Genomic DNA, 16331 nt, shown 5'->3' with positions numbered 1-16331 from the left:
ATTAGGTACATGAGTCTTGCCCAGGAAATCAACCGCGTCGTGGCGCCCTTCGAGGTCATCAGTGAGTTCCAGCCGGCGGGTGACCAGCCGGCCGCCATCGCAGAGCTGACCGAGCGCATCAAGAACGGCGAAAAAGACGTCGTGCTGCTTGGCGCCACCGGTACCGGTAAGAGCGCGACCACGGCCTGGCTGATCGAGCAGGTCCAGCGGCCCACCCTGGTGATGGTGCAGAACAAAACCCTCGCCGCGCAGCTGGCCAACGAATTCCGCGAACTGCTGCCGAACAACGCGGTGGAATACTTCGTGTCCTACTACGACTACTACCAGCCGGAGGCCTACGTCGCCCAGACGGACACCTTCATCGAGAAGGACTCCTCCGTCAACGAGGAAGTCGAACGGCTCCGCCACTCCGCCACCAACGCGCTGCTGACCCGCCGCGACGTGATCGTGGTTGCCACCGTCTCCTGCATCTACGGCCTCGGCACCCCGGAAGAATACATCGCCGGGATGGTGACCCTCCGCAAGGGGGCGGAGATGAACCGTGACGACCTGCTCCGGAAGTTCGTCTCCATGCAGTACACCCGCAACGACATGGACTTCCACCGCGGCACGTTCCGGGTCCGCGGGGACACCGTGGAAATCATCCCGATGTACGAGGAACTGGCGATCCGGATCGAGTTTTTCGGTGACGAGATCGAAAATATCCAGACCCTGCACCCGCTGACCGGCGAAGTGCTCCGGGACGAGAACGAAATGTACGTCTTCCCCGCCTCGCACTACGTCGCCGGTCCGGAACGGATGGGCCGGGCGATCAAGCGGATCGAAGACGAACTGGCCGAGCGCCTCGCCGTGCTGGAAAGCCAGAACAAGCTGGTCGAGGCCCAACGGCTCCGGATGCGCACCACTTATGACCTGGAAATGATGCAGCAGATGGGGTTCTGCAACGGCATCGAGAACTATTCCTCGCACATCGACGGCCGGGCCCGCGGGACCGCGCCGCACTGCCTGATCGACTACTTCCCGGACGACTTCCTCCTGGTGATCGATGAATCCCACGTCACAGTGCCGCAGATCGGCGCCATGTACGAGGGCGACATGTCCCGCAAACGGAATCTCGTGGACCACGGCTTCCGGCTGCCCTCGGCGATGGACAACCGCCCGCTCAAATGGGACGAGTTTCAGGACCGCGTGGGCCAGACCGTCTACCTGTCCGCGACGCCGGGCAAGTACGAGCTCGGCAAGTCCGACGGCTTCGTCCAGCAGATCATCCGCCCCACCGGCCTGATCGACCCCGAGGTCGTCGTCAAGCCCACGAAGGGGCAGATCGATGACCTGCTGGGCGAAATCCGGACCCGGACCGCGAAGAACGAGCGGGTCCTGGTCACCACCCTGACCAAGCGGATGGCCGAGGACCTGACGGACTACCTGCTGGGCCATGGTGTGAAGGTGGAATACCTGCACTCCGACGTCGATACCCTCCGCCGCGTGGAACTCCTGCGCGAACTGCGGATGGGTGTCTTCGACGTCCTCGTCGGCATCAACCTGCTCCGTGAAGGTCTGGACCTCCCGGAGGTGTCGCTGGTCAGCATCCTGGACGCGGACAAGGAAGGCTTCCTGCGCTCCTCGACATCCCTGATCCAGACCATCGGGCGTGCCGCCCGAAACGTCTCCGGCCAGGTGCACATGTACGCGGACCGGATCACCGATTCGATGGCCCATGCCATCGACGAGACCAACCGCCGCCGCGCCATCCAGGTGGCCTACAACACGGAGAACGGGATCGATCCCCAGCCGCTTCGAAAGAAGATCGCGGACATCACCGACCAGCTGGCCAAGGAAGACGCGGACACCCGCGAGCTGCTGGCCGCGGCCGGGAAGAACCGCGGCAAGGGCAAGGGCACCTCGCTCATCCGTACGGACGGGCTCGCCGCCGCGCCGGCCGAGGACCTCGTCGGGCTGATCGAACAGCTGACCGAACAGATGCACGCCGCAGCCGGGGAGCTGCAGTTCGAACTGGCCGCCCGGCTGCGCGACGAGGTGGGGGAATTGAAGAAGGAACTGCGGCAAATGCAATCCGCGGGGCACGCCTAGGGTAAACTCGGTCAAACGTAGGGGAGTATCCCAAACGCTACGATCGTCAACACGCACGGCTACGATGCCGCGCCGGGCGTAGCGGGCAGCCAGGCAGCGTCATGCGCCGGCGGTCGGAGAGACTTACACCGCTGAGCTGTACCCTACGAAAGGTATTTCCCCCGTGCCCGAGCTTCCCCTGTGGTTCGAGATCGGCTCGTTTGTCGTCCTCGGCGTCATTCTGGCCATCGACCTGCTGATGGTCCTCAAACGCCCGCATGAGCCCTCCATGAAAGAAGCCGGACTGTGGGTCGCGTTCTACGTGGCCCTGGCCCTGGTCTTCGCCGGCGCCATGTTCGCCTTCACCGGCCCGGAATTCGGCGGCCAGTTCATCGCCGGCTGGGTGACCGAATACAGCCTGAGCATCGACAACCTGTTCGTCTTCATCATCATCATGGCGCGCTTCTCGGTACCGAGAAAGTATCAGCAGGAAGTGCTCATGGTGGGCATCATCATCGCCCTGATCCTCCGCGGCATCTTCATCATGCTCGGCGCGATCGTGATCGAGCAGTTCAGCTGGGTCTTCTACATCTTCGGCGCCTTCCTGCTCTGGACCGCCTGGAAGCAGGCCCAGGACGAGGGCGAGGACGAGGAAGACAAGGAAAACCCGCTGATCGCCCGGATCCGCCGGGTCCTGCCGATGTCCGAGAAGTTCGACGGCGGCAAGCTCCGCACCGTCGTCGACGGCAAGAAGGTGTTCACCCCGATGCTGATCGTCTTCGTGACCATCGGCATGACGGACCTGCTCTTCGCTGTCGACTCCATTCCGGCCATTTTCGGCCTCACCCAGAGCGCCTTCATTGTCTTCACCGCCAACATCTTTGCCCTCATGGGGCTGCGCCAGCTTTACTTCCTGCTCGGCGGCCTCATGAACCGGCTCATCTACCTCAAGCACGCCCTGTCCGTGATCCTGGCGTTCATCGGTGTGAAGCTGGTCCTGCACGCCATGCACGTCAACGAGCTGCCCTTTATCAACGGCGGCCAGCACATCGAATGGGCCCCCGAGATCCCCACCTACGTCTCGCTCGGTGTGATCATCGGCACCATCGTCGTCGCGGTGGTCGCCAGCCTCATGAGCTCCAAGGCGTCCAAGTCGAAGCTGGATGCCCGGCTGGAAGAGGACTCCCGCAAGAGCCTGAGCGACGTCGACTAGTACCAAACCGCCGGGGTGAGAGTGCAGGACACACCTCGCGGCACATAGCAGTACGGCGCTGGACCCTCACGGGTCCGGCGCCGTACCTGTTTAAGCAGTACCTGCTAAGCCGGGCGCCATCGGCCCGGGCCCGTGCCTGGCCGCGCCCGGGTCACCGTCGGGCGGAACGTGCCATCCCCAGCAGGCGCCCGAAGATCGCCTCGCCGTCGTCCGCGATGCCGTCGTGGTGGAAGTCGCCGGTTTCCCAGACCTGCAGGCCCCGGACCGCGGCCGCCGTCTCCAGGGACAGCTCCCGGTCCACGTAGATGTCGTCGGTGTAGACGGCCGCGGCGACGGGCACGGTGTTCAGCGCCAGGCGCTCCGGGTCGTAGAGGGGTGCCCAGCCGTCCATTTCGGCCAGGAGCCGGGCCACGTCCTGCAGCGGGTGCAGGGCCGGGTCCTGCTCGAAATACCAGGGGTACACCATTTCCCCGGTCAGAAGCGGTTCGCCGGCGTCGGGGCGGAACTCGGGGACTTCCTCCAGCACGCGCCAGGCGGCCCAGTTGGTGGCACCGTCCTGGGCGTAAATAGATTCGTGCATCAACGCGTACAACGGGTTCGCGGCCCGGGACACGAGGCCCCGGACCTGCTCCAGGAAGGTGTCCGAGAGACGGTCGCCGCCCGGTGTGGCCACGAAGGCGTCCTCGAGCAGGTGGTGCAGTGCGTCCACCCGGGTGTTGCCGCCCAGGAACGAGCCCACCATCTGGAACCGTTCCACCGTGAGCCGGCCGCCGTCGGGCAGCACCTCCTCCGTTTCCCGCAGGTGCCGGGCGATCCGGGTGACGGCGGCCCGGTCCTCGGGATACCAGTCAAAGTATTCGGCGTTCCGGGCCGCGACCCGCTGGAACGTGGCCCGGTACACTCGGTCGGCGGAGCCGCCCAGCGGGGCCAGCCCGCCCGTCACGAGGACCTCGCGCAGCCCCTCGGGGGCGAAGGAAAGGTAGCTGAGCGCGCAGAAACCGCCGTAGCTCTGGCCGTAGATGGTCCAGGGGGCGGAGTCCAGGGCTGCCCTGATCGCTTCGGCGTCGGCAACGATCGAGTCGGCGCGGAAGTGCGTCAGGTAGTCAGCCTGCTCCGCGTCGGTGCCGCGCAGCGGCAGCGTGTTGCGGTCGACGGGCGAGGACAGGCCGGTGCCGCGCTGGTCCAGCATGAGGATCCGGAAGTCCTTCGCGGCGGCCTTGCTCCAGCCGCCCAGCGACGGGAACCGGTTTCCACGCCCGCCGGGACCGCCCTGCAGGAAAAGCAGCCAGGGCAGCCCGGCGGCCTCTGCCTCGCTGTGTTCGGTGGACACGTACTCGCGGGCGAACACGGAGATGGTTTCGCCGCGGCGCCCCGCCTCGCTGAAGTGGTCAAGGGGGACCTGGAAGTAGTGTTCCGCGGTCCGCATTCCCCGGTAGGTGTGTCGTGCCCGGACGCTGTGCGGAACCTTGCGCCCGGCGCTGGTTGCAGTCTCCAGCAGGGAGGCTCCCATGAGCCCCGTCATTGGGAGATCAGCCACGGGTGGCCGCCTCGCGGGAACTGGAGCTGGAGCCGGCAGGGGAGCCGGCGCCGGCAACTGCCGGGCGGCTGCCGAAGGCCGTCAGCGCCGCTCCGGTGAGGCGGAAGGTGGACCATTCCTCCATCGGCGAAGCGCCGAGGTTCTTGTAGAAGTTGATGGAGGGCTCGTTCCAGTCCAGGACACTCCATTCGACGCGCGCGTAGCCCCGGTCGACAGCGGTCGCTGCCAGGTGCTGCAGCAGTGCCTTGCCGTGGCCCTCGCCGCGGGCCTCCGGCCGGACGTAGAGGTCCTCGAGGTAGATCCCGTGGACGCCCTCCCACGTGGAGTAGTTCAGGAACCAGAGGGCGAAGCCGCGGACCTCGCCCGCGGAGTTCTCCGCCATGGTGGCGAAGACCTTGGGATGCTCGCCGAAAAGGACCTCGGTGAGCATCTCGGGGGTGTTCCGGACTGCGTCCGGTTCCTTCTCGTAGAGGGCGAGGTCGTGGATCATCTGCAGGATGGCAGGGACGTCAAGCGCTGTGGCAGGCCGGATTACACTCATTGTCCGAGTTTACCCGCGGCGCGAAGGCCCAGGCTGGGGCGACGGCGCCGGCCCGGCGCCGTCCAGGCCCGGCGTCCGCCCTCGTGCAGGCCAGCCCCCCGTGCCGTCCCGCCTAGAGCCGGTTGACGTCCGTGACGCGGACGACGGCGGTCCCGGACTCGTCCGAGGCCGCCAGGTCCACGTCGGCGGAGATGCCCCAGTCGTGGTTGCGGGCGGGGTCATCGAAGATCTGCCGCACCTTCCACACCCCGGGTTCCTCGGTGATGATCAGCAGCCCGGGACCGCGGGCGTCCGGTCCGGTACCGATGTCGTTGTGCTCATCAAAGTAGTCATCGAGGGCATCTTCCCAGCGCTCGGCGTCCCAGCCGGAGCCGGCGTCGAGCTCGCCCAGGGCGGTGGCGGCCTCATCGGCGAACAGCTCCACGCGGCGGAACATCTCGTTGCGCACCATCACCCGGAAGGCCCGGATGTTGGAGGTCAGCGACGGCGGCGGGGGCGGCGGAGCGTCATGCGGTGTGGGCGCCGCGCCGGATGTGAGCTCTTCCCATTCGTCCAGCAGGCTGGAGTCCACCTGCCGGACCAGTTCGCCCAGCCAGGCGATGAGGTCTTCGAGGTCCTCACGGAGGGCATCCTGCGGGACCGTCTGGCGGAGCGCCTTGAAACCGTCGGCGAGGTAGCGCAGCACGATCCCCTCCGAGCGGGCGAGGCCGTAGAACTGGACGAACTCGCCGAAGTTCATGGCACGCTCGTACATGTCCCGGACCACGGACTTGGGCGCGAGCTCGAAGTCGCCGACCCAGGGCGCGGCCTTGCGGTAGACGTCGAACGCCTCGCCGAGGATCCCGGCGAGCGGCTGCGGGTAGGTGACCTCCTCGAGCATCGCCATCCGCTGGTCGTACTCGATGCCGTCGGCCTTCATCGCTGCGATCGCCTCGCCGCGCGCCTTCTTCTGCTGTGCCGAGAGGATCTGCCGCGGCTTCTCCAAGGTGGCCTCGATCACCGACACCACGTCCAGGGCATACGACGGCGACTCCGGGTCCAGCAGCTCCAGCGCCGCCAGCGCGAACGGGGACAGCGGCTGGTTGAGGGCAAAGTTTGCCTGCAGATGGACCGTGAGCCGGACCGTGCGGCCGTCAGCACCCTGCTCCCCGGCCGGGATCCGCTCCACGACGCCGGCCGCGAGCAGCTCGCGGTAGATTCCCAGGGCCTTCTTCATGAGCCGCAGCTGGGCCGGACGGGTCTCGTGGTTCTCGGTGAGCAGGCGGCGGGCGGCCTGGAACGGGTCGCCGGGGCGTTCCATCAGGTTCATCAGCATCGCATGCGTCACGGTGAAACTCGACGTCAGCGGATCCGGAACGGACTCGACCAGCCGCTTGTACGTCGGTTCGCCCCAGGACACGAAGCCTTCCGGGGGCTTCTTCTTGACCACCTGGCGCAGCTTCTTCTGGTCGTCGCCGAACTTGGCCGTGGCCTTGGCCATCGCCTTCACGTTTTCCGTCACGTGCTCCGGGGCCTGGACCACCACGGTTCCTGCGGTGTCATAGCCGGCGCGGCCGGCGCGCCCGGCGATCTGGTGGAACTCACGGGAGTTCAGCAGACGGGTGCGGACGCCGTCGTATTTGCTCAGTGCCGTCAGCAGCACGGTGCGGATGGGCACGTTGATGCCCACCCCGAGCGTATCCGTGCCGCAGATGACCTTCAGCAGACCGGCCTGGGCAAGCTGTTCGACCAGCCGGCGGTACTTCGGCAGCATGCCGGCGTGGTGAACGCCGATCCCGTGCCGGACCAGGCGGTTAAGGGTCTTGCCGAAGCCTGCGGCGAAGCGGAACCCGGCAATGAGCTCGGCGATCTTGTCTTTTTCCTCGCGGGTGCAGACGTTGATGCTCATCAGGTTCTGGGCCCGGTCGATCGCCTCGACCTGGCTGAAGTGGACCACGTAGACCGGGACCTGCTTGGTGGCGAGCAGCTCCTCGAGCGTCTCGTGGACCGGAGTCTGCTCGTAGTAGTAGTGCAGCGGGATGGGGCGTTCCGCGGAACTGACTGTCGTCGTCGTGCGGCCGGTCAGGTCGCTGAGGCCGTCCTCGAACCGGCTGACATCGCCGAGCGTCGCCGACATCAGCAGGAACTGCGCCTGGGGCAGTTCAAGCAGCGGCACCTGCCAGGCCCAGCCGCGCTGCGGGTCCGAGTAGAAGTGGAACTCGTCCATGATCACGGCGCCGAGCTGCGCCGCAGAACCTTCACGCAGGGCGATGTTGGCCAGGATCTCGGCCGTGCAGCAGATGATTGGGGCGTCCTGGTTCACGCCGGAGTCGCCGGTGATCATGCCGACGTTGTCGGCGCCGAAGATCTCACAGAGGGCGAAGAACTTTTCCGAGACGAGGGCCTTGATCGGGGCGGTGTAGTAGCTCCGCTGCCCGCGGGCCATGGCCTGGAAGTGCGCGGCAATGGCCACGAGGGATTTCCCGGACCCGGTCGGGGTGGCCAGGATGACGTTTGAGCCGGCGGCCAGCTCCATGATGGCCTCGTCCTGGGCGGTGTACAGGGCCAGTCCGCGGGTCTCGGTCCACTCGACAAACCGGGTGTAGAGCTCGTCCGGGTCCAGGCCCGTCCTGCCGGGGATACGGGCGGCCGGGGCGGGGAGCTGATCAACGAGTTTCATTGCTGTCCAGCTTAGTGCCCGCGTGGTAGCCGCGGCACCGCACGCAGTGCAGGCGCGCGCCGTGAGCCGCCCGCAGCGCAGGCGTGCTTCCTTGGCTGGCCCACGGGCCGGGACTAGGCTTCGGTTAGGACAACGTGCCGGGAACTGGAGGCAGCCATGAAGTGGGATCCGGAGAAATATGTGCAGTTCGGGGACTACCGGGACAGACCATTTTTTGATCTGACCGGTCGGATTCACGCCGAAGCCCCGCGGCACGTGGTGGACCTCGGCTGCGGTCCCGGCAACCTGACCGCGACGCTCGCGGACCGCTGGCCGGGCGCGCAGGTGGTGGGTCTGGATTCGTCGCCGGAAATGCTGGCCACTTCCAAGGACCACGCAGCCGCGGCGGCCAATCTTTCCTACGAGCTGGCCGACATTGAGCACTGGCTGCCGTCCGGGGACACGGACGTGGTGGTCACCAACGCGGCCCTGCAGTGGGTGCCCGGCCACCGAAAGCTCCTGCCCCTATGGCTCGATGCCCTCAAACCGGGCGCCTGGTTCGCGCTGCAAGTGCCGGGGAACTTCAATGCACCGTCGCACACCCTGATGCGGGAGCTGGCCGATTCTCCGGCCTGGGCGGGGCGGCTCGCCGGGGTGCTCCGCCACGACGACGTGGTGGGGGAGGCAGCGGAATATCTGGAGATCATGCTCGACGCCGGTTGTGCCGCCGACGCCTGGGAGACCACGTACCTTCAGCTGCTCCCGGGCGCCAACCCCGTTTTGGAGTGGGTCCGCGGAACCGGACTCAGGCCGGTCCTCGCGGCCCTCCCCGACGACGAGGCCAGGGAGTTCGAGGCCGAGTATTCGGCACGCCTGGACGACGCATATCCGGCAGGCCGGCACGGGACGGTCTTCCCGTTCCGCCGCACGTTCGCGGTGGCGCAGAAGACCGGGTAGGCGGCGTGTCAGCCGCATGACACGAAGCACTCCGGAATGGGGCTTACAATGACGTGGCGGTGTGGGGCGGCCGTTAGGCTGATCACCATTCCGGGCCCTGGGCTAGTAATGGAGGTTCAGTGCTTATAGGCCTGATGTCGCGGCTGTTGTCCGCGCATAAAGGGACCGTGCTGGCCATCGTTGTGCTGCAGCTCGTGCAAGCCACCGCCAACCTGCTCCTGCCCACCCTGAATGCCGCGATCATCGACGACGGCATCATCGGCGGGGACACCGGGGAGATCCTCCACCTCGGGGCCTGGATGGCCGGAATCGCTGCCGTCCAGGTGATCACGGCCGTCGCGGCCGGATATCTGGGCGCCGTGGTCGCCATGGAGATTGGCGGCCAGCTGCGCGGGGAGCTCTTCGCGAAGGTGCAGTCCTTCTCCTCCCAGGAGGTGGGCCTTTTCGGTGCGCCCAGCCTCGTGACCCGTGCCACCAACGACGTCGCCCAGATCCAAAACCTCGCCGTCCTGGTGTTCATCATGCTGATTGCCGCACCGGCGATCTTCATCGGCGGCATCGTGCTGGCCGTGCACCAGGACGTGGTGCTGTCCTGGATTGTGGTTGTGGTGATCCCGGTCCTGACGGTGATCATGACGGTGATCGTCCGCCGCCTGATTCCCCTGTACCGCCAGGGCCAGGGCCTCCTGGACCGGATCGGCCGGGTGCTGCGGGAGCAGATCATCGGCGCGAATGTCATCCGCGGCTTTGTCCGGCAGGACCACGAGGTCCGCCGGTTCGATGAAGCCAACAAGGACCTCACCCGGAACAATCTGCAATCCGCCCTCCTGGTGGCGGCGATGATGCCGATGATCATGTTCGTGGTCAACATCTCCTCCGTGTTCGTGGTGTGGTTCGGCGGCCATCGCATCGACGCCGGCGAAATGCGGCTGGGGGCGCTGACGGCGTTCATCGCCTACATCCTGCAGATCCTGATTGCCATCATGATGGCGATGTACGTCTTCATGACCGCCCCCCGGGCGGCGGCCTGCGCGGAACGGATCCGCGAGGTGCTGGACACGGAACCGGCCATCGCGGATCCGGCCGTTCCCGCCGGGGCCACCCCTGCCACCATTCCGGCCGGCGGGGCCAGTGCGGCGGGCACCGCCGGTGCGCCCGCCGTCGCCGGCGCCCCGGGCCGCTCTGGCGCTGTCGAGTTCCGGAACGTGTCCTTCGCTTACCCCGGCGCGGAAGCACCCGTGCTGGACGGCGTCTCCTTCACCGCCAGGGCCGGTACCACGACGGCGATCATCGGCGCGACCGGCAGCGGCAAGACGACACTCCTGAACCTGCTGCCGCGTTTCCTCGACGCGACGGCCGGAGAGATCAGCATCGGCGGGGAGAACGTGCGGGCGATGCCCCTGGACGACCTGCGCGGCCTGATCGCAATAGTCCCGCAGCAGTCCTACCTGTTCGCGGACACGGTCGCGGGGAACCTCCGGTTCGGGGCGCCCGCCGCGAGCGAGCCCGAAATATGGCAGGCGCTTGAAGCTGCCCAGGCCGCCGACTTTGTCCGCGCCCTGCCGCTCGGGCTCGACACGCCCGTAAGCCAGGGCGGCACGAACTTCTCCGGCGGCGAACGGCAGCGCCTGTGCATCGCGCGGGCCCTGCTCAAGCGGGCCCCCGCCTACCTCTTCGACGACAGTTTCTCGGCTCTGGACTACGGCACCGACATCAGGCTCCGGGCGGCGATCGAGCCGCTGCTGCGCTCGGCGACCGTGCTGATCGTGGCCGAGCGGGTGTCAACAATCGTGGACGCCGGGCTGATCCTAGTACTGGAGAGCGGCCGGGTGGTCGCGCAGGGCACGCACAGCGAACTCATGGAGTCCTCGCCCAGCTACCAGGAAATTGCCGCGTCCCAGCTGGTGCTGGAGGAAGCCCCGTGAGCCGCGCGCGGGCACACCGCGCCGGGACCGTTGCGGGACCCGGCGTGCCGGAGCGCATCAAATGGCACACCGCCGCCCGGCTGCTTGGCCTGCTGTTGCCGCTGAAGTGGCGGATGGCCGGCGTCATCGCCGCGACCTGCGCGTTCGTGACACTCAACGTGGCGGCGCCCAAGGTGCTGGGCGACGCCACCGACGTCGTCGTCGACGGCTTCCTGGGCGGCTCCCTCGACGAGCAACAGCTGGCCGGGCGGCTGCTGGCCGTTTCGGCCATGTACGTCGGGGCGTCGCTGTTCAGCTGGATCCAGGGCAGCCTGACCGCCACCGCGGTGCAGCGACTCAGCTACGGCCTCCGCGGCTCCGTGGAACAAAAACTCCATGTGCTGCCGTCCAGCCATTTCGAGGAGCAGCGCCGCGGCGACGTGCTCAGCCGGGCCACGAACGACGTCGACAATATCTCCCAGGCGCTCAACCAGCTCCTCAACCAGCTGATCATGGCCGTCCTGATGCTCTCGGCCGCTCTCGCCATGATGCTGTGGCTCTCGCCGCTGCTGGCGCTGATCGCGATCCTCTCGGTGCCCGTGTCCACGATGATCACCGTGCTCGTGGCCCGGCACTCCCAGGCGCACTTCAAGGAGCAGTGGAGCAGCACCGGGGCGCTGACTGCCCAACTCGAAGAGTTCTTCACCGGGCATGAAGTGGTCAAGGCCTTCGGCCGGCAGGAAGAGTCGGCGGCGAGCTTCCGGGAGCGCAACGAGAAGCTCACCCGATCGAGCACCCGCGCCCAGTATTTGTCCGGCATCGTGCAGCCGCTGCTGGTGTTTGTCGCCAACCTCAACTACATCGCAATTGCTGTTGTGGGGGCGCTGCAGGTCACCGCGGGGCTCTTGACGATCGGCGGCATCCAGGCCTTTGTCCAGTTCTCCCGTCTCTTTAGCCAGCCGGTGAGCCAGATCGGCGGCATGCTGACTCTCGTGCAGTCCTGCCTGGCCTCGGCGGAGCGTGTGTTTGAGCTGCTGGACGCCCCGGAGATCCCTGCGGACAGCGCCGTGCCGGCCGTTTCGGCGAACGGCGCCGGCAAGCTGCAAGGCTTCACGGCCGCGCGAAAGCTCCATGTCCCGCGCAAATCCTCCAACGGACGCAAAGCCCCTGCCCCGGGCACGCCCGGCGACCTGCTGGATCCCAGCGCAGTGGCGGGCCGGGTCACGTTCGAGCACGTCAGCTTCAGCTACAGCCCCGGCACCCCCGTGGTGAAGGACCTCTCCTTCACGGTGGACCCGGGACAGACCGTGGCGATCGTGGGACACACCGGTGCCGGCAAGACCACCGTGGTCAACCTCCTGATGCGCTTCTACGAACTCGACTCCGGCCGGATCCTGGTGGACTCGACGGACATCGCCACCATCCCGCGGGACGAGCTGCGGCGCGCCTTCGGAATCGTCCTGCAGGATGCCTGGCTGTTTACCGGCAGCATCCGGGAGAACATCGAATACGGCCGGCCCGGCGCCGCCGAAGCCGATATCGTTGCGGCGGCCCACGCCAGCCACGTGGATCAGTTTGTCCGGTCCCTGCCGGCCGGCTACGCCACGATGCTCGGCAACGACGGCGATTCCCTGAGCCGGGGCCAGCGCCAGCTCGTCTCGATCGCACGGGCGCAGCTCGCCGGGCGCAGCATCATGGTGCTGGATGAGGCGACGAGCTCCGTCGACAGCCGCACTGAGGTGCAGATCCGGCATGCTATGGAGCAGCTGCGGGCCGGTCACACGAGCTTCGTGATCGCGCACCGTTTGTCCACGGTCCGGGACGCTGATCTAATTCTCGTCATGGACCACGGACGAATCGTTGAACACGGCACCCACCAGCAGCTGGTGGCCCGGCAGGGGCTCTACAAGGATTTGTACGAGGCCCAGTTCGCCGGCCGCGAACAGGTCCCGGCCGTCCAGGAGGCCGAACAGTGAGCCCCGCGGACGCCGTGGGGGAGCGTTTTCCCGGATCCTGGCGGACCAATCCGGCCAGCTCCGTCCCGCTCTTCGAACAGCTGCGGCTCTACGTGATCGAACGCGCCGACAACGGCACACTCGCGCCGGGCACCAGGCTTCCGGCCGTGCGGAGCCTCGCCGGCGAACTGGGCGTGGCCCCGCACACCGTGGCGCGGGCCTACAAGGAACTCGAGGCCGCCGGCGTCGTAGTGACGAAGGGCCGAAACGGGACCGTTGTGTGTGCCCGCGATGCCGCCTGGAGTTCGCTGTCCGCCGCCGCCGCCGAGTTCGCCGCGGCCGCCAAAGCCCAGGGCGCCAGTTTCGCCGAGGCCGTGCAGCTGCTGGCCGCCGCCTACGACCGCCAATAGCACATCCGGCGCCGCCCGTGGCGCGCGGAATAGTTTTTCGAAGAAGTTTTCGATTAGCATTAGATTCGTGCCTAAAGCTGTAGCTGAAGATCCAGCCGTTGAAGTCCATTCCGCCGTCGAGCCGCTGGCAGTCCGGGATGCGGCCCCGTCCCGCCCCGTCCTGAAGCGTCCGGACATGACGCGCCTCGTCGTCAAGGGCGCCCGCGAGCACAACCTGCGCAACGTGGACCTGGACCTGCCGCGCGATGCCATGATCGTGTTCACCGGCCTGTCCGGCTCCGGAAAGTCCTCCCTCGCGTTCGACACCATCTTCGCCGAGGGCCAGCGCCGCTACGTCGAATCCCTCTCCGCCTACGCCCGGCAGTTCCTGGGCCAGGTGGACAAGCCCGACGTCGACTTCATCGAGGGCCTCTCGCCGGCGGTGTCCATCGACCAGAAGTCCACGTCCAAGAACCCTCGCTCGACCGTGGGCACCATCACCGAGATTTACGACTACATGCGCCTGCTCTGGGCCCGTGTGGGCCGGCCGCACTGCCCCGTCTGCGGGGAGCCCGTGACCAAGCAGACCCCGCAGCAGATCGTCGACCAGCTGCTCGAGCTCCCGGACGGCACCCGCTTCCAGGTGCTGGCACCCGTGGTCCGCGGCCGCAAGGGCGAATTCGTGGACCTCTTCAAGGAACTCACCGCCAAGGGCTACTCGCGGGCCCGGGTGGACGGCGAGCTCGTCCACCTGAGTGATCCGCCGAAGCTGGGCAAGCAGTTCAAGCACACCATCGAAGTGGTGGTGGACCGCCTCGTGGTCAAGGAAGGTATCAGCCAGCGCCTGACCGACTCGGTCGAAACCGCCCTCGGACTGGCGGAGGGCCGCATATTGGCCGAATTCGTCGACCTCGAAGCAGACGATCCCGAGCGGATCAGGGCGTTCTCAGAACACCTCGCCTGCCCCAACGAGCACCCCCTGGCGATCGATGAGATCGAGCCCCGCTCCTTCTCATTCAACAACCCTTTCGGCGCCTGCAGCGCGTGCAGCGGCATCGGCACCAAGCTGGAGGTCGACGAGGAACTCCTCATCCCCAACCCCGAGCTCTCGCTCTCCGAGGGGGCCATTGCGCCGTGGTCCCTGGGCACCGCCACCACGGAGTACTGGAACCGGCTGCTGGCCGGTCTCGCCGAGGAACTCGGCTTCTCCATGACGACGGCGTGGGAGAAGCTCGACACCGACGTCCGGCAGACCGTCCTGCACGGCAAGGACCACAAGGTGGTGGTGCAATACCGCAACCGCTTCGGCCGGGAACGCAAGTACAGCACCGGTTTTGAGGGCGTCGTGCAGTACGTCCACCGCAAGCATGGCGAGACCGATTCCGACTATGCGCGCGACCGCTACGAGGAATACATGCGCCAGGTCCCGTGCCCGGCCTGCAACGGTGCCCGGCTGAACCCTGCGTCGCTCTCGGTGCTGATCAACGGCAAGTCAATCGCCGAGGTCGCCGCGCTGCCCATGCGGGAATGCGCCGACTTCCTCGAAAACCTCGTCCTCACCGGCCGCGAGGCCCAGATCGCCCACCAGGTCCTCAAGGAGATCCAGGCCCGCCTGACCTTCCTCCTCGACGTCGGACTCGAGTACCTGAACCTGGAGCGGCCCTCCGGCACCCTGTCCGGCGGCGAAGCCCAGCGCATCCGTTTGGCCACCCAGATCGGCTCCGGCCTCGTGGGCGTGCTGTACGTCCTCGACGAGCCCTCGATTGGCCTGCACCAGCGGGACAACCGCCGCCTGATCGAGACACTCACCCGGCTCCGGGACCTCGGCAACACCCTGATCGTCGTGGAGCATGACGAGGACACCATCCACGAGGCCGACTGGGTGGTGGACATCGGACCGGGCGCCGGCGAGCACGGCGGCATGGTGGTCCATTCCGGGTCCTACCAGGAGCTGCTGGAAAACACGGATTCGCTCACCGGCGACTACCTCTCCGGCCGGCGGAAAATCGAGATCCCGAAGAAGCGGCGCAAATACGACAAGAAGCGCGAGCTCAAGGTGGTCGGGGCGAAGGAGAACAACCTCCTGAACATCGACGCCAGTTTCCCGCTGGGCCTCTTCACCGCCGTCACCGGCGTCAGCGGCTCGGGCAAGTCCACCCTGGTCAACGAGATCCTCTACAAGGTGCTCGCCAACAAGCTCAACGGCGCCAAGCAGGTGGCCGGCAGGCACAAGTCCGTCCAGGGCCTCGAACACCTGGACAAGGTGGTGCACGTCGACCAGAGCCCGATCGGCCGCACCCCGCGCTCGAACCCGGCCACTTACACCGGCGTGTTCGACAACATCCGCAAGCTCTTCGCCGAGACCACCGAGGCCAAGGTCCGCGGCTACCTCCCGGGCCGGTTCTCCTTCAACGTCAAGGGCGGCCGCTGCGAGGCCTGCTCCGGCGACGGCACCCTGAAGATCGAGATGAACTTCCTGCCGGACGTCTACGTCCCCTGCGAGGTCTGCCACGGCGCCCGGTACAACCGCGAAACCCTGGAGGTCCACTACAAGGGCAAGACCATCGCGGACGTGCTGAACATGCCCATCGAGGAAGGGGCCGAGTTCTTCGCGGCCTTCTCGCCGATCGCACGGCACCTCAACACGCTCGTCGACGTCGGCCTTGGCTACGTCCGGCTGGGCCAGCCCGCCACCACGCTCTCCGGCGGCGAGGCCCAGCGCGTGAAGCTCGCAGCCGAGCTTCAGAAACGCTCCAACGGCCGCAGCGTCTACGTCCTGGACGAGCCCACCACGGGCCTGCACTTCGAGGACATCCGCAAGCTCCTCATGGTGCTCCAGGGCCTCGTGGAGAAGGGCAACACGGTGATCACGATCGAACACAACCTCGACGTCATCAAGAGCGCCGACTGGATCGTGGACCTTGGCCCCGACGGCGGGTCCGGTGGCGGCCGTGTGGTCGCCTCCGGCACCCCCGAGCAGGTGGCCAAGTCGAGCGAGAGCCACACGGCCGCGTTCCTCGCCGAGCTCCTCGCCTGAACACCGGCCGCCAGGGACCGTGCGGCGGGCCAGGTAGGCTTCCGCCGCACGCGTCCCCGCCCGCAGGGACGTCTCCACCGGATGTATCCG

The 16331-nt window shown here is 67.0% G+C and carries 10 protein-coding genes; 7 read left to right on the top strand and 3 right to left on the bottom strand.

The features are described 5' to 3' along the window. Positions 1 to 9: 9 nt before the first annotated feature. Both uvrB and AC1DFR_RS01820 read left to right on the top strand, forming a co-directional pair. Positions 10 to 2091 carry an excinuclease ABC subunit UvrB gene (gene uvrB / locus AC1DFR_RS01825; protein ID WP_476872566.1) on the top strand — a complete coding sequence of 694 codons (2082 nt, stop codon included), beginning with the start codon at positions 10 to 12 and terminating at the stop codon, positions 2089 to 2091. A gap of 163 nt (positions 2092 to 2254) precedes the next feature. Next, the gene (locus AC1DFR_RS01820; protein ID WP_028276830.1) at positions 2255 to 3283 is read left to right on the top strand and encodes a TerC family protein; all 1029 of its coding nucleotides are present in this window, start codon (positions 2255 to 2257) and stop codon (positions 3281 to 3283) included. Between the two features lie 151 nt (positions 3284 to 3434). On the opposite strand, the gene AC1DFR_RS01815 is transcribed toward AC1DFR_RS01820, so the two are convergent. The 3 genes from AC1DFR_RS01815 to AC1DFR_RS01805 form a co-directional block, all read right to left on the bottom strand. Then, positions 3435 to 4793: an alpha/beta fold hydrolase gene (locus AC1DFR_RS01815; RefSeq protein ID WP_476872147.1), complete on the bottom strand. Its 1359-nt coding sequence runs from the start codon at positions 4791 to 4793 to the stop codon at positions 3435 to 3437. A gap of 19 nt (positions 4794 to 4812) precedes the next feature. Then, positions 4813 to 5361 carry an N-acetyltransferase family protein gene (locus tag AC1DFR_RS01810; RefSeq protein WP_476872565.1) on the bottom strand — a complete coding sequence of 183 codons (549 nt, stop codon included), beginning with the start codon at positions 5359 to 5361 and terminating at the stop codon, positions 4813 to 4815. A 112-nt stretch (positions 5362 to 5473) separates the two neighbouring features. Continuing rightward, positions 5474 to 8020, bottom strand: a complete 2547-nt coding sequence (locus tag AC1DFR_RS01805) for a DEAD/DEAH box helicase (RefSeq protein WP_476872564.1) — start codon at positions 8018 to 8020, stop codon at positions 5474 to 5476. 156 nt (positions 8021 to 8176) lie between these two features. Here AC1DFR_RS01805 and AC1DFR_RS01800 point away from each other — a divergent pair, with 156 nt between their 5' ends. The 5 genes from AC1DFR_RS01800 (at position 8177) to uvrA (ending at position 16241) form a co-directional block, all read left to right on the top strand. Further along, positions 8177 to 8956, top strand: coding sequence for a trans-aconitate 2-methyltransferase (locus tag AC1DFR_RS01800; protein ID WP_079549556.1), 780 nt, complete (start codon positions 8177 to 8179; stop codon positions 8954 to 8956). 134 nt (positions 8957 to 9090) lie between these two features. After that, positions 9091 to 10881 carry an ABC transporter ATP-binding protein gene (locus tag AC1DFR_RS01795; RefSeq protein ID WP_476872652.1) on the top strand — a complete coding sequence of 597 codons (1791 nt, stop codon included), beginning with the start codon at positions 9091 to 9093 and terminating at the stop codon, positions 10879 to 10881. Positions 10882 to 10994: 113 nt separating this feature from the next. Continuing rightward, positions 10995 to 12836, top strand: a complete 1842-nt coding sequence (locus AC1DFR_RS01790; RefSeq protein WP_476872146.1) for an ABC transporter ATP-binding protein — start codon at positions 10995 to 10997, stop codon at positions 12834 to 12836. Continuing rightward, complete coding sequence (locus AC1DFR_RS01785; RefSeq protein ID WP_476849612.1) at positions 12833 to 13225, top strand: GntR family transcriptional regulator; 393 nt, start codon at positions 12833 to 12835, stop codon at positions 13223 to 13225. Before AC1DFR_RS01790 ends, AC1DFR_RS01785 begins: the two co-directional genes overlap by 4 nt. A 67-nt stretch (positions 13226 to 13292) precedes the next feature. Then, positions 13293 to 16241, top strand: coding sequence for an excinuclease ABC subunit UvrA (gene uvrA, locus AC1DFR_RS01780; RefSeq protein WP_476855939.1), 2949 nt, complete (start codon positions 13293 to 13295; stop codon positions 16239 to 16241). Positions 16242 to 16331 lie beyond the last annotated feature (90 nt).

The organism is Arthrobacter sp. 05T410 (genome assembly GCF_056396505.1).
The sequence above is the reverse complement of the archived record's forward strand: the minus strand, read 5'-3'. Positions and strand labels throughout refer to the sequence as shown.

What these genes read in the sequence shown, in the direction of transcription:
- uvrB (WP_476872566.1), top strand. Translation starts at nt 10, where the DNA reads ATGAGTCTTGCCCAGGAAATCAACCGCGTCGTGGCGCCCTTCGAGGTC.
- AC1DFR_RS01815 (WP_476872147.1), bottom strand. Translation starts at nt 4,793, where the DNA reads ATGGGAGCCTCCCTGCTGGAGACTGCAACCAGCGCCGGGCGCAAGGTT.
- AC1DFR_RS01810 (WP_476872565.1), bottom strand. Translation starts at nt 5,361, where the DNA reads ATGAGTGTAATCCGGCCTGCCACAGCGCTTGACGTCCCTGCCATCCTG.
- AC1DFR_RS01805 (WP_476872564.1), bottom strand. Translation starts at nt 8,020, where the DNA reads ATGAAACTCGTTGATCAGCTCCCCGCCCCGGCCGCCCGTATCCCCGGC.
- AC1DFR_RS01800 (WP_079549556.1), top strand. Translation starts at nt 8,177, where the DNA reads ATGAAGTGGGATCCGGAGAAATATGTGCAGTTCGGGGACTACCGGGAC.
- AC1DFR_RS01795 (WP_476872652.1), top strand. Translation starts at nt 9,091, where the DNA reads ATGTCGCGGCTGTTGTCCGCGCATAAAGGGACCGTGCTGGCCATCGTT.
- AC1DFR_RS01790 (WP_476872146.1), top strand. Translation starts at nt 10,995, where the DNA reads ATGGCCGGCGTCATCGCCGCGACCTGCGCGTTCGTGACACTCAACGTG.